Below are 14234 nucleotides of genomic sequence, written 5' to 3' on the forward strand. Positions count from 1 at the left end.
ACAGTGTTTACGCATCGTTACCGAACCAGCAAATATTACGTGCGGCCATAATGAGTTCGCCTGCTTTCTCATTATTCAGACCTTCAATATCAATGAGGTCGTCGATGCCCTGCTCAGCAAGATCTTCCAGTGTACAGATTCCACGAGTAGCCAAATTATAGGCAAGAGTACGATCCATACCGTCAAGATTCAACAAATCTTCTGCTGGCTGATTATCACCTAGGCTCTCTTTTTGAGCCAATTCGATTGTGGTGAGGGCCGCTTTTGCTCTTTCACGTAGAACTTCAACGGTTTCTTCATCAAGACCGTCAATTTCCAGAAGCTCTTTAATTGGCACGTAAGCCAGTTCTTCTAACGTAGAGAAGCCTTCTTCAACCAATGTTGTGGCAAACTCTTCGTCAATATCAAGATGCTTGGTGAATGTTTCAATAGAAGCATGTGCTTCTGCCTGATGTTTTGCATTCAGCTCTTCCGCAGTCATGACATTCAGTTCCCACTTGTCATCACCACGATGTATTTTCAGTAACTGAGCTGCTAAGCGAACGTTTTGACCATTACGACCAATCGCTTGGGCTAAGTTGCTGCTTTCAACGGCAACATCCATTGTACAGTTGTCTTCATCAACAACGATAGATGCCACATCAGCCGGAGCCATAGCATTAATAACGAATTGAGCAGGGTTATCATCCCATAACACGATGTCAATTCTTTCACCGCCTAGTTCACTAGAAACGGCTTGAACCCTTGCACCACGCATACCAACGCAAGCACCAACTGGGTCGATACGTTTGTCGTTAGTTTTTACTGCGATTTTAGCGCGCGAGCCTGGATCACGAGCTGCAGCTTTGATCTCAATGATTTCTTCACCAATTTCTGGCACTTCAATGCGGAATAATTCAATCAGCATCTCTGGGCGAGAACGAGTGACAAAAAGCTGTGCACCGCGAGCTTCAGGTCGAACATCATACAGTACTCCGCGAATTCGGTCACCTGGACGGAAATTTTCGCGAGGTAACATATCTTCACGCAAGATAACCGCTTCTGCATTATTACCTAAATCTAAGGTGATATTTTCACGGTTAACTTTCTTCACTTGAGCAGTGATGATTTCACCTTGTTGCTCACGGAATTGATCAACTACCATCGCACGTTCGGCTTCACGAACTTTCTGTACGATAACTTGTTTAGCAGTTTGCGTTGTAATACGGTCAAAAACAACAGACTCAATCTGGTCTTCAACATATCCACCCAATTGCAGTTCAGGATCTTCGAACTGAGCTGCATCAAGAGTGATTTCACGTGTTGGCATTGTCACTTCATCAACAATTAACCAACGGCGGAAAGTGTCAAAATCACCTGATTTACGGTCGATCTCAACACGTACCTCAATTTCTTGCTCGTATTTCTTTTTGGTTGCTGTCGCTAGTGCAGTTTCCAGAGCCTCGAAGATTTTTTCACGAGGGAGGGATTTTTCGTTAGAAACCGCTTCAACAACAGCCAGAATTTCTTTGTTCATCCTAGTTGCCTCATTGAACTTTATTAAAAGTGGGGTACCAAGTTAGCTTTTTGGATGTTGCCGAGGGCGAACACCTCATCCTTACCATCTACAGTAACCGTAATCATTTCACCATCAACGGCTTTAATAATACCTTGCCATCTACGGCGGTTCTGCATAGCTATACGTAATGTCAGAGCCACCTCTTCACCCATAAAACGCTCGTAATGAGCGATCGTGAATAATGGACGCTCCATTCCCGGTGACGAAACTTCAAGGTTATAGATTACAGAAATCGGATCTTCGACATCCAATACTGCACTTACCTGATGGCTGACATCAGCACAATCATCAACAGTGATGCCTTCTTCACTATCAATGAAAATACGTAGTGTCGACGTGCGCCCACGAACGAATTCTAAGCCAACAAACTCAAAGCCTAGCGCTTCTACTGGTGCCGAAACCATCTCTGTTAATTTTTGCTCTAATGTGGACAAGCCCACCCCCAGACATAAAAAAAGGGCATATAGCCCAGTTAATTCGATTATCAAATAACAAAAAACCCCGATATCGGGGCTTTTGTAACTGGACCCATAACGCATGGGTTTACCATAATCCTAGTATACCTTGAAAATCTAGATAAATCGATGAGAAATTACGTTAACGATATCTAATAATGGACTGCAAGATATGTGAATAAGGAAATGGTTGCGGGAGCTGGATTTGAACCAACGACCTTCGGGTTATGAGCCCGACGAGCTACCAAGCTGCTCCATCCCGCGTTCGAAACGTGACTATTTTACACTGACTATTTGTTGTATACAAGTCGTCTAAAATAATGGTGCCGAGGACGGGACTTGAACCCGTACGCCCGTTTTGTAGGCACTACCACCTCAAGGTAGCGTGTATACCAATTTCACCACCTCGGCACTGAGGTGAGGTTACTAATTTACTCATCAATAACCTCAAATTTTTAACTTCTACTGCTTTACTACTGATGAGGACTAAATGCCTTCATCCGGAATCTTAAACACTTAACGAGGGATATCGCTCGTTGGTGTTGCTGGTGCTGCCGGAACGTCTGTTGGTTGCTCGACTTTTGCCGGTTCACTAATGTTTTCCCACTTACTACCTGTACCAGTGCCATATTTGTTGGCAGTCATATTGCCAAGCACTAAACTGATAATGAAAAACACAGCAGCCAAGATTCCAGTCATACGGGTCATGAAGTTACCTGAGCCCGATGAACCAAACAGTGTTGCAGAAGCGCCCGCACCGAATGATGCACCCATGTCAGCACCTTTACCTTGCTGTAACATCACCAGACCAATCAGGCTGATAGCCACTAGCAAAAAGATAATTAAGAGAGCTATATACATTTGAGTTACCTATTCAGTTACGGCGCATAGCCTATGCTATGACCCTTATACTGCACACCTACCCAATACTGAAAAATATAATTGCAGGATTGAGCAGGTGCGAATACTAACCAAAGCTGAGCTGACAAGCAAGTCTATTTTGCTTTCACGCGACCATTTGAAGAAAAAATCAACAAATTATCGAAATAATACTCAGCCATCTAATTATGTCGTCTTAACGTTTATTTTTATAAGCATTAAGAAAACCCATTTCAATGAATAAACTTAATTAACCCGCTGCTTTTACTGCATCAGCAATATGGTTAGCCATTTTAGTCACAGTCTCTTCATCTTCACCTTCGACCATCACACGGATAAGTGGTTCGGTACCCGATTTTCTGAGTAATACGCGACCTTTCCCAGCTAACTCTTTTTCTACTTGTTCATTTGCTGCAATGACCGCATCACTTTGTAGAGGATCATGCTTGCCTTTGAAACGTACGTTAACCAACACTTGTGGCAATAATTTCATCCCACTGCAGAGGTCATGTAAACTCATTTGGTTACGAACCATTGCACTAAGTACTTGCAGCCCAGCTACAATGCCGTCACCCGTAGTGGTTTTATCTAATAAAATAACGTGCCCTGAGTTTTCCGCTCCCATGCGCCAGCCTTTTTCTTGCAGTTTTTCCAGTACATACCGGTCACCGACTTTAGCTCGCTCAAAAGGAATACCCAGTTGTTTCAGTGCAATCTCCAAACCCATGTTACTCATCAAGGTGCCAATAACGCCACCTTTTAACTGGCCTTGGCGTAATGCTTCACGTGCAATGATATATAGGATTTGGTCACCGTCGACTTTGTTACCTTCGTGGTCAACCATGATGATTCTGTCGCCATCACCATCAAAAGCTAAGCCTACATCCGCTTTCTCTGCAATGACGCGCTCTTGCAGCATACGAACATCTGTTGCGCCACACTCTTCATTAATATTGATACCATTAGGATCGCAACCAATGGCGATAACTTCTGCACCTAATTCGCTAAATACATTGGGAGCAATGTGGTACGTTGCGCCATTTGCACAGTCTAGAACAACTTTAAGACTGTTCAGGCTCTGCTCATTTGGAAATGTGCCTTTACAGAATTCGATATAACGTCCTGCCGCGTCGACGATACGGTTTGCACGACCTAATTCAGCAGATTCAACACAAGTAATCGGTTTTTCCATCTCAGCTTCGATAGCTTCTTCAACTTCATCTGGCAACTTAGTTCCATCAATAGAGAAGAATTTGATCCCATTATCATAATATGGGTTATGAGAGGCAGAAATAACGATCCCCGCTTCGGCACGGAAAGTACGAGTGAGATATGCAACCGCAGGCGTTGGCATTGGACCAGTAAACGATGCAGATAATCCAGCAGCCGCTAAGCCAGCTTCTAAAGAAGACTCCAACATATAGCCAGAAATACGCGTATCTTTGCCGATAATAATTTTTCGTGAGCCATGACGTGCGAGGACTTTACCCGCAGCCCAGCCTAATTTTAAAACGAAATCAGGCGTGATCGGACTGTCGCCCACTTTGCCACGAATACCATCAGTACCAAAATATTTACGGTTACTCATACGCTAACTTTTCCTTTTCTGACAGAGTCATCTGAACCACTTGCATTGCCTGCACAGTTTCTTTCACATCATGAACACGAATAATCTGTGCTCCCTGCATTGCAGCAATAGTTGCACAAGCTAAACTGCCCGCAAGACGTTCTTGAGGTGGAACATTCAATAATTGTCCAATCATAGATTTGCGTGACAGACCTGCCAATAGCGGTAGTCCGAAATCATGAAACTGATCTAAATATGCTAATAATTGGTAATTATGCGACAGGTTCTTACCAAAACCAAAGCCTGGATCGATAATTATTTGCTGTTTATCAATTCCAGCATCTACACAGCGTTTAATTTCAATGGCTAAGTAGTCTTTGACTTCCTTGACGACATTCGCATAGTCAGGTGCATTCTGCATCGTTCTTGGCTGGCCTTTCATGTGCATAATACATACGGGTAACCCTGTATTGGCTGCAACCTCAAGCGCACCATCTTCATGCAATGAACGAATATCATTGATAATGTGCATTCCTGCTTTAGCGGCTTCATTCATGACTTGAGCTTTTGAGGTATCAACAGAAATCCACACATCAAAACGTTTAGCAATGGCCTCTACAATTGGAATAACTCGGTCTAATTCTTCGCTTACAGAAACTTCAGCCGCACCTGGACGTGTCGATTCACCGCCGATATCAATAATCGTTGCGCCTTCTTGAACCATTTTAGCAACATGATCGAGTGCATCGTGATAACGATTATGGGTGCCACCATCTGAAAATGAATCAGGAGTAACATTCAGAATCCCCATCACCTGAGGAGTAGATAAGTCAAGGAGATGACCTCGAGCTTTAATGTGCATGATTATTTTTCCTTAACGTAAAAAACCCCAGTAATCTGGGGTTTTCAATTAATCAACTTGTGACGATAGCTTATTGTGGCTTGCTATCGTTATTATCGGATGAATTATTTTCATCTGACTTATCAGTTGGTTGTTCAGGCTGAGGTTCTGTCGCCGCTGTTTCAGGTTTTGATGCGCTTGTTGCTGCACCAAATGAGCCGGTCACATTGTTAACTTTTTTATCCTCATCCCAACCTGCTGGCGCACGTACTGGACGGCGGTTCATCAGGTCATCAATCATTGGCATATCTATCGTTTCATATTTCAATAATGCATCTTTCATTGCATGCAGAATATCCATATTGTCGGTTAAGGTTTTATGTGCAACCTTATAACCACGGTCGATAATTGCTTTGATCTCTTCATCAATAATGCGTGCAGTTTCATCTGAATAAGTCGAGCTATGTCCTGAACGACCTAAGAATGCTGGGCCTTCTTCTTCAGAATATAACACTGGACCTAACTTGTCAGAGAAGCCCCACTGAGTCACCATTTTTCTAGCTGTGTTGGTGGCTTGCTGGATATCGCCTGATGCACCGGTAGAAATTTTGTCATAACCGTAAATCAGTTCTTCAGCAATACGACCACCATAGGTGCTTGCAATATTACCTTCTAACTTCTGACGGCTCGCACTAATTTGGTCACCTTCAGGTAAGTAGAACGTCACACCCAATGCACGACCACGAGGAATAATAGTCACTTTATGAACAGGGTCATGCTCTGGCATCAAGTAGCCCACAATCGCATGTCCAGCTTCATGATAAGCAGTCGATTCTTTCTGCTCTTCCGTCATCATTAAAGAACGGTGTTCAGCACCCAGCCAAACTTTATCTCGCGCTCTTTCGAATTCAGCCATGGAGACAACACGCTTATTTTCACGTGCCGCAAACAATGCTGCTTCGTTAACTAAGTTTGCTAACTCCGCACCAGAAAAACCTGGGGTTGCACGAGCAAGGATAGAGGTATCAACACCTGGGTCAATTGGAACACGACGCATATGAACTTTCAGAATCTGTTCACGGCCACGGACATCCGGTAGACCAACAACAACCTGACGGTCAAAACGACCTGGACGTAATAATGCTGGGTCAAGTACGTCAGCACGGTTAGTTGCAGCAATAACAATGATGCCTTCATTACCTTCGAAACCATCCATCTCAACCAGCATTTGGTTCAGTGTCTGTTCACGTTCATCGTGACCACCACCTAAACCAGCGCCACGTTGGCGACCAACAGCATCGATTTCATCAATAAAAATGATACAAGGCGCAGCTTTCTTTGCTTGTTCGAACATGTCACGAACACGCGAAGCACCAACCCCGACAAACATTTCCACGAAATCAGAACCGGAAATAGTAAAGAAAGGAACTTTAGCTTCACCAGCAATCGCTTTTGCCAGTAATGTTTTACCTGTACCCGGAGGTCCTACCATCAGGACGCCTTTAGGAATCTTACCACCGAGTTTTTGGAAACGAGCTGGTTCACGTAAGAATTCTACGATTTCACCCACTTCTTCTTTAGCTTCATCACAACCAGCAACGTCTGCAAATGTTGTTTTGATCTGATCTTCTGTCAGCATACGGGCTTTACTTTTGCCGAATGACATAGCCCCTTTGCCGCCGCCACCTTGCATTTGGCGCATAAAGAAAATCCAGACACCAATCAACAGAAGCATTGGGAACCAGGAAATGAAAATAGATGTCAGTAAGCTAGGTTCTTCTGGTGGTTCACCGACGACAGTTACATTCTTGTTTAACAAGGTGTCTAACAACTTCTCATCCTGCATAGGAAGATAAGTTGTATAGCGGCTATTATCCGCTTTTCTGACGTTCAATTCACGACCTGTGATACGAACTTCACGTACCTGATCCTGGGCTAACTCATTGATAAACGTTGAATAATCAACTCTGCGACTATTCGAATCGCTTGGGCCAAAACTCTGGAACAAGGACATCAGAACAACTGCGATGACTAACCAGAGAATTAGGTTTTTCGCCATGTCACTCAAGGGATTAACCTCACCTTACAACTGTGTTAACAAATAACGCTCAGGGTACTATAGTTTTAGTCCTGTCGCTACAATGTATACTTCACGCGATCGTGCCCGCGAAGATTCGGGTTTACGAACTTTAACTTTCGTAAATAGGGAGCGGATATCCCTGAGGTATTCATCAAAGCCTTCTCCCTGAAATACTTTAACAATAAAACTTCCCCCAGGAGCCAATACCGCACGGCACATATCCAATGCTAATTCAACCAGATACATAGAGCGAGGAATATCTACTTCAGGTGTTCCGCTCATATTTGGAGCCATGTCAGACATAACCACTTGTACTTTTTTATCCCCTACTCGCTCTAACAAAGCAGCAAGTACGGCTTCATCGCGAAAATCTCCTTGGAGGAAATCAACACCGACGATGGGATCCATTGGTAACAGGTCACAAGCAATAACACGACCATGATGACCTATTTGGCTGACAACATACTGCGACCAACCACCTGGGGCGGCCCCTAAATCAACAACGGTCATACCTGGTTTAAAAATCTTATCACCTTGCTGGATTTCATCCAGTTTAAACCATGCACGTGAGCGGAGCCCTTTTTTTTGTGCTTGCTGAACATATTTATCACTAAAATGTTCTTGCAACCAACGACTGGAGCTTGCCGAACGTTTTTTATTGGCCATTGCACTTTCCAACTATACTAATAGAAATACATTTCCCGACATTCTTCAAGTTACAAGGGATTAGCTTCATTTTTCCCCAAGCTACATAATTTACTATGTATTTCAGGATAGTTTACGTTGCCGCCTACTAGTAACCCGATGGACTTCGGGTAATCATTAGCTGCTTCTTTACCATCAAATAAGATATAATTGATGGTGATAGTGATCAGATGGCGGTAGAATATGCCATTTTCAATACTAACCAAGCAAAAAATCGATGAATCTTAATAAAAAACAAATCCAGCACCTAAAAAGTCTCGCTCACCACTTAAACCCTGTTGTTATGATTGGCAACAATGGCTTAACCGAAGGTGTTTTGGCTGAGATAGAACTCTCATTAACACATCACGAGCTTATCAAAGTCAAAATCGCAGGCGAAGATCGTGATACTAAAAATTTGATCGCTGATGCGATTGTTCGCGAAACTGGTGCAGCAAATGTCCAAGTTATCGGTAAAATTCTTGTTCTCTACCGTCCTTCAGCTGAGCGCAAAATCATTTTACCTAAATAATAACTCTTCATTTATATAAAAATGCCATCGAAAGCATGTTTTATATGACGAAAAAGGCCGCCTGCGGCCTTTCTCTCTAAATCAGTGAAATAATATAACCAATTCAGGGAAATAGGAATCAGATATACTCAACTTTAAGAATTTCGAACTCAACATCCCCGCCCGGCGTCTTAATTGTGACGACATCATCAACTTCTTTGCCCACTAATCCACGAGCAATTGGCGAATTGACAGAGATTAAATTCACTTTAATATCTGCTTCATCATCACCGACAATACGGTAAGTTAGCTCTTCATCTGTATCTAGGTTAAGTACAGTGACTGTTGCTCCGAAAATAACACGTCCATTGTTAACCATTTTCGTTATATCAATCACTTGAGAGTGGGAAAGTTTAGATTCAATTTCTTGAATACGACCTTCACAAAACCCCTGTTGTTCACGCGCAGCATGATATTCAGCATTTTCTTTTAAATCACCATGCTCACGAGCATCTGCAATTGCCGCAATAATTTCAGGGCGACGGACAGATTTCAAGTACTCGAGCTCTTCTCTGAGCTTGTTTGCACCAAATACTGTCATTGGAATCTGTTTCATTTGATAAATACCTCTGATTCAATCCTATATAAAAAATAAGTATCTTCCTGATTTTGTAACAGCAGTACACCGAACACCACTGTGTGTAGGGGGGTGTTCAAATTACTTGGGGTGTAAATAACTCAATCAGACTAATTTAGCCACTTATCTTATCATACTGTTCGCTATTTTAACTGAGAGTTAATAGCGGATCATCGTTTACTTTATTGGGCATTACACTTTAGTATGTGCAGTATGTCTACCCTGATATGTGAAATATATGTCGTTATTAACTTCAACCAGAAAATTAATCATCACTTTAGGACTTACCTTCGTAAGTTCACAAGCTTTATCCATTCCTGTTGATGATTTTAAACAGTATCTCCCCGACGGCACTAACCTTGCTCTGGTTGCGCAGAAAGTAGGAAGTAATACTCCGCTCATTGATTATAACGCTCAACAAATGGCGCTACCGGCCAGTACCCAAAAAGTCGTCACTGCATTGGCTGCTTTATTGCAATTAGGCCCAGACTATCGTTTCGTAACCAATTTTGAAACCGATGCAAAATTAAATAACAACACGCTGACGGGTGATTTAGTCATCCGCTTCAGTGGCGATCCAACACTGACTCGCCAACAAATTCGTAATATGGTCAACGCATTAAAGCAAATCGGTATTCATAAAGTTGATGGCGATCTTATTGTCGATATTTCAGCATTTGCAAGCCATGACAAAGCACCGGGCTGGGTATGGAACGATATGACCCAATGCTTTAGTGCACCACCTGCCGCCGCGATTATTGATAGAAACTGCTTCTCAGTTTCCCTCTATCCCGCAGATAAACCGGGCGATATGGCATTTATCAAAACAGCTAATTTTTATCCGGTGAATATGTTTAGTGAGGTTAAAACCCTTGCAAAAGGTTCGCCAGAATCCCGTTACTGTGAATTGGATGTGGTTCCAGGAGAGCTCAATCGATATACCTTAACAGGCTGCTTAACTCAACGCAGTGAGCCCCTACCTCTAGCTTTCGCAGTACAAAATGGCGCAAGCTATTCGGGTGCAATTGTTAAGAATGAGTTGATCAATGCGGGTATTGAACTGACAGGAAGCATAAAGAAAAGAACACTTCCCGTTCCTCAATCCCAAGTTCTCGTCAAAACAGAATCGAAACCTTTGCATGACCTGCTGAAAGTTATGTTGAAAAAATCAGATAATATGATCGCTGATACGGTATTTAGAACCATTGGGCGTGATTACTATGGGGTACCAGGTACATGGCGTTCAGGCTCTGATGCAGTAAGACAAGTATTGAAGCAAAAAGCAGGTATCGATTTAGGTAATACTGTGATGGTGGATGGCTCTGGGTTATCACGACATAACCTGATTACACCAGCAACTATGATGGAAGTTTTGCAGTTTATCGCTAAAAACGATCAGCAGCTTGATTATATCTCAATGCTCCCGCTAGCAGGCCATGATGGAACACTGCGCTACCGTGGCGGTTTAGATGAAGCGGGTGTAAACGGTAAGGTTTCAGCTAAAACAGGCGCATTGCAAGGAGTTTATAACCTCGCCGGCTTTATTACCACAGCAAGTGGGCAGCGAGTTGCATTCGTCCAATTTATTTCAGCCTATGCCGTTCCTCAAAGCCAACAGCGTAGTCGTCGCGTACCATTAGTGCGTTTTGAGAGCCGTTTATATAAAGATCTGTACCAGAAAAACTGATCCTCACAGAGATCCTTTTCAGGATCTTAAGGTATAAAAAAGGCGCAATTATCAAAATTTGCGCCTTTTTATATACCTAACGATTAATTATTTTTGGTAAATGAATTCGACACCTTCGTCGTCATCTTCATCCCAATCATCATCCCAATCGTCATCAAGTTCTTCAGCTTCAGACAGTTGCTCTTTATGGTAATCATCCCACATAAATTCAACTTTCTCTGGCTGTTTAGTTTCATCTTCAACGGACATATTGCGTGGTTGGGTATTCATAAACTCCATGATATCCCAGCACAGTGCTTTCACGCCTTCGTGATTCACTGCGGAAATCATATAGTATTTATCTTCCCAGCCCATACCTTTGGCAATTTCAGCTGCACGTTTAGCTGACTCTTCTGCACCTAAAATATCGACTTTGTTGAAGACTAACCAGCGCGGTTTTTGTGCTAATTTCTCGCTGTATTTCTCCAGTTCACCAACAATGATCTTTGCATTTTCTACAGGATCAGATTCGTCAACTGGACAGATGTCGATCAAATGTAACAATACGCGGCAACGTTCTAAGTGTTTAAGGAATTGGATCCCTAAACCCGCACCTTCCGCAGCACCTTCGATCAACCCTGGAATGTCAGCAACCACAAAGCTCTGCTCGTTATCCATACGTACCACACCAAGGCTTGGTACTAAGGTCGTAAATGGATAATCAGCGACTTTTGGCTTAGCCGCAGAGACTGAGCGAATAAATGTTGATTTACCGGCATTCGGCATACCTAACATACCCACATCAGCAAGCAGCATTAGTTCTAAAAGGATCTCACGAGTTTCACCTTTCGTTCCCATGGTACGCTGACGCGGAGCACGGTTAACTGAAGATTTAAAACGGGTGTTACCCAGCCCATGGAAACCGCCCTTAGCAACCATGTGGCGTTGTTCATGACGAGTCATGTCACAAAGTACTTCATTAGTACCTAAATCGCGTACACGGGTCCCTACAGGAACTTTAACCGTGATATCTTGACCACGTTTACCAGTACATTCACGACTTTGACCATTTTGGCCACGTTCAGCCCGGAATGATTTTTCAAAACGATAGTCGATCAGGGTGTTGAGGTTTTCATCTGCCTGTAAATAGACATCACCACCATCACCACCATCACCACCGTCAGGTCCCCCTTTCGGGATATATTTTTCACGACGGAAGCTGACACAACCATTGCCACCATCTCCCGCCACGACCAATATTTTGGCTTCATCTACAAATTTCATAATTCTTTCTCCGTCTGCTAGCCATTATAGTGCTGGATGGCTGTATTACCCAGAGATGGCGTATTTTGAATATAAAAAGCCCCGCAAAAGGTTTTTGCAGGGCTTTAATTCTAAAATTAAAAGTCAGAAAACTTATTCAGCTTCGATGCTGATAAATTTACGATTGTTTGGACCTTTAACTTCAAATTTAACTTTACCGTCCGCTAGGGCGAATAGAGTGTGGTCACGGCCACAACCTACGTTGTTACCTGCGTGGAATTTAGTACCACGTTGACGTACGATGATGCTACCTGCTAATACAGCTTCGCCACCGAAACGTTTTACACCCAGACGTTTTGCTTCTGAGTCGCGACCGTTACGAGTTGAACCGCCAGCCTTTTTATGTGCCATTAATCTGCTCTCCTAAATCTTAAGCGATGCCAGTGATCTTAACATCAGTGAACCACTGACGATGACCTTGCTGTTTACGGCTATGTTTACGACGACGGAACTTAACGATTTTAACTTTATCGCCACGACCGTGTGCAACCACTTCCGCTTTCACTTTAACGCCTTCAACGACAGGAGCGCCGATTTGGATCTCATCGCCATTAGCAACCATCAGAACTTGATCAAATTCAACAGTTTCACCTGTTGCGATGTCCAGCTTTTCTAGGCGGACAGTTTGACCTTCGCTAACTCGGTGTTGTTTACCACCACTTTGGAAAACCGCGTACATATTAACTCCGCTTTCCGCGTACTCGCTAAATATTTCAATTCCTGAGCACGCTATAAAATATTCACAATAGGGCGCGAATTCTACGCAAAAAAGCATCAGAACACAAGCCAATAATGCAGTTAGATTACAAAAAATACGACTTTTTTATCTTGTGTGGCTTTTTCCGGCTGATTTTTTTGGAATATATTGAATTGTTACTTATTTAAACATTTTTTGCACTTCACCCGATAATCTTATTATTAATAATGTTATGCTTACAGAATTACTGTGATCTCGGCCCCCCCTTTTGACTCTCGGGAGGACCCAAAAACTAATAATATGAATAAATTACAATGAATTTAGAATCTATTATTGAACTGACAAATGAGGACATGTCAGCGGTAAACAAAGTGATCCTCAGTCAATTAAATTCGGATGTAGCGTTAATCAATCAATTAGGTTACTACATTATCAGTGGCGGCGGTAAAAGGATCCGACCAATGATCGCGATCCTTGCCGGACGATCCCTCGGCTATTCTGGGCATAAACATACCCAAGTCGCCGCACTGATAGAGTTCATCCACACGGCCACTTTATTACATGATGACGTTGTTGATGAATCGGATATGCGTCGTGGAAAACAGACAGCAAATGCGGTTTTTGGAAATGCTGCTAGCGTTTTAGTCGGTGACTTTATCTACACTCGATCCTTCCAAATGATGACGGATCTTGATTCTATGCGTGTATTAAAGCTCATGTCAGAAGCGACTAATGTCATTGCTGAAGGTGAAGTTTTGCAGTTAATGAACTGCAACGATCCTAACATTACCGAAGAAAATTACATGCAGGTCATCTATAGCAAAACAGCTCGCTTATTTGAAGCGGCGTCTCACGCCTCTGCCATTTTAGCGAATGCAACACCTGCTCAAGAAAAAGCATTACAGGATTATGGCCGTTATATTGGCACCGCATTCCAGTTAGTAGATGATCTTCTGGATTACGATGCTGATAATACCCAACTGGGTAAAAATACCGGTGATGATCTGGATGAAGGAAAACCGACGCTACCACTGTTACATGCAATGAACCATGGTAACGAAGAAGAGTCCGCACTGATTAGGCAAGCGATTGAGCAAGGTAATGGACGCCATTTACTAGACACAGTTCTAGCAACTATGAAACGTTGTGGTTCACTCGATTACACTTACCAACGTGCCCAAGAAGAAGCTCAAAAAGCAATTGATGCTTTAGATATCCTTGAAGACAGTGCTTATAAGCAAGCATTAATTGGCTTGGCACACATAGCAATCCAACGCCATTCCTAATTTTTCAGGTGTTATATCGATAGCTAAACTCAGGGGTGAAAGAAATTTCG

14 protein-coding genes and 2 tRNA genes are annotated in these 14234 nt (G+C 42.9%); 3 read left to right on the forward strand and 13 right to left on the reverse strand.

The genetic code is table 11. From position 1 onward, the window contains the following. Window positions 1-7 precede the first annotated feature (7 nt). The 9 genes from nusA to rlmE all read right to left on the reverse strand — a co-directional run bounded on the left by nusA (window position 8) and on the right by rlmE (window position 8046). Window positions 8-1516: a transcription termination factor NusA gene (gene nusA / locus PROVRUST_RS09145; RefSeq protein WP_006814506.1), complete on the reverse strand. Its 1509-nt coding sequence runs from the start codon at window positions 1514-1516 to the stop codon at window positions 8-10. A 23-nt stretch (window positions 1517-1539) separates the two neighbouring features. Then, window positions 1540-1992 (reverse strand): ribosome maturation factor RimP, encoded by a 453-nt coding sequence (rimP, locus tag PROVRUST_RS09150; RefSeq protein ID WP_039854991.1) that lies wholly within the window; start codon window positions 1990-1992, stop codon window positions 1540-1542. Window positions 1993-2200: 208 nt separating this feature from the next. Then, window positions 2201-2277, reverse strand: a tRNA-Met gene (locus tag PROVRUST_RS09155). Between the two features lie 57 nt (window positions 2278-2334). Beyond that, a tRNA-Leu gene (locus tag PROVRUST_RS09160) sits at window positions 2335-2424 on the reverse strand. 105 nt (window positions 2425-2529) lie between these two features. Next, window positions 2530-2874, reverse strand: coding sequence for a preprotein translocase subunit SecG (gene secG / locus PROVRUST_RS09165; protein WP_006814508.1), 345 nt, complete (start codon window positions 2872-2874; stop codon window positions 2530-2532). Window positions 2875-3142: 268 nt separating this feature from the next. Continuing rightward, the gene (glmM, locus tag PROVRUST_RS09170) at window positions 3143-4480 is read right to left on the reverse strand and encodes a phosphoglucosamine mutase (RefSeq protein ID WP_006814510.1); all 1338 of its coding nucleotides are present in this window, start codon (window positions 4478-4480) and stop codon (window positions 3143-3145) included. Further along, a complete protein-coding gene (folP, locus tag PROVRUST_RS09175) occupies window positions 4473-5321 on the reverse strand; it encodes a dihydropteroate synthase (protein ID WP_006814512.1) in 849 nt (282 codons plus the stop codon). The genes glmM and folP overlap by 8 nt, the downstream gene beginning before the upstream one ends. 70 nt (window positions 5322-5391) lie before the next feature. After that, window positions 5392-7359 (reverse strand): ATP-dependent zinc metalloprotease FtsH, encoded by a 1968-nt coding sequence (gene ftsH, locus PROVRUST_RS09180; protein WP_006814513.1) that lies wholly within the window; start codon window positions 7357-7359, stop codon window positions 5392-5394. Between the two features lie 57 nt (window positions 7360-7416). Then, window positions 7417-8046 (reverse strand): 23S rRNA (uridine(2552)-2'-O)-methyltransferase RlmE, encoded by a 630-nt coding sequence (gene rlmE, locus PROVRUST_RS09185; RefSeq protein ID WP_006814514.1) that lies wholly within the window; start codon window positions 8044-8046, stop codon window positions 7417-7419. A gap of 256 nt (window positions 8047-8302) precedes the next feature. On the opposite strand from rlmE, the gene yhbY reads away from it, so the two are divergent. Continuing rightward, a complete protein-coding gene (yhbY, locus tag PROVRUST_RS09190) occupies window positions 8303-8596 on the forward strand; it encodes a ribosome assembly RNA-binding protein YhbY (RefSeq protein ID WP_006814515.1) in 294 nt (97 codons plus the stop codon). A 118-nt stretch (window positions 8597-8714) separates the two neighbouring features. Here the strand turns inward: yhbY and greA are convergent, their stop codons facing one another. Next, entirely contained in the window at window positions 8715-9191 is a 477-nt protein-coding gene (gene greA / locus PROVRUST_RS09195; RefSeq protein WP_006814516.1) for a transcription elongation factor GreA, read from the reverse strand. Window positions 9192-9450: 259 nt separating this feature from the next. Here greA and dacB point away from each other — a divergent pair, with 259 nt between their 5' ends. After that, complete coding sequence (gene dacB / locus PROVRUST_RS09200) at window positions 9451-10899, forward strand: serine-type D-Ala-D-Ala carboxypeptidase (RefSeq protein WP_006814517.1); 1449 nt, start codon at window positions 9451-9453, stop codon at window positions 10897-10899. An 87-nt stretch (window positions 10900-10986) separates the two neighbouring features. Here the strand turns inward: dacB and cgtA are convergent, their stop codons facing one another. The 3 genes from cgtA to rplU all read right to left on the reverse strand — a co-directional run bounded on the left by cgtA (window position 10987) and on the right by rplU (window position 12880). Beyond that, window positions 10987-12162: an Obg family GTPase CgtA gene (gene cgtA, locus PROVRUST_RS09205; protein WP_006814518.1), complete on the reverse strand. Its 1176-nt coding sequence runs from the start codon at window positions 12160-12162 to the stop codon at window positions 10987-10989. A gap of 132 nt (window positions 12163-12294) precedes the next feature. Then, window positions 12295-12552, reverse strand: a complete 258-nt coding sequence (rpmA, locus tag PROVRUST_RS09210; RefSeq protein WP_004905922.1) for a 50S ribosomal protein L27 — start codon at window positions 12550-12552, stop codon at window positions 12295-12297. Window positions 12553-12571: 19 nt separating this feature from the next. Beyond that, window positions 12572-12880, reverse strand: a complete 309-nt coding sequence (gene rplU / locus PROVRUST_RS09215; RefSeq protein WP_008913976.1) for a 50S ribosomal protein L21 — start codon at window positions 12878-12880, stop codon at window positions 12572-12574. A gap of 332 nt (window positions 12881-13212) precedes the next feature. Here rplU and ispB point away from each other — a divergent pair, with 332 nt between their 5' ends. Further along, window positions 13213-14184, forward strand: coding sequence for an octaprenyl diphosphate synthase (gene ispB, locus PROVRUST_RS09220; RefSeq protein ID WP_006814520.1), 972 nt, complete (start codon window positions 13213-13215; stop codon window positions 14182-14184). The last annotated feature ends 50 nt before the right edge of the window (window positions 14185-14234 follow it).

This window comes from Providencia rustigianii DSM 4541 (assembly GCF_000156395.1).
GTDB lineage: Bacteria > Pseudomonadota > Gammaproteobacteria > Enterobacterales > Enterobacteriaceae > Providencia > Providencia rustigianii.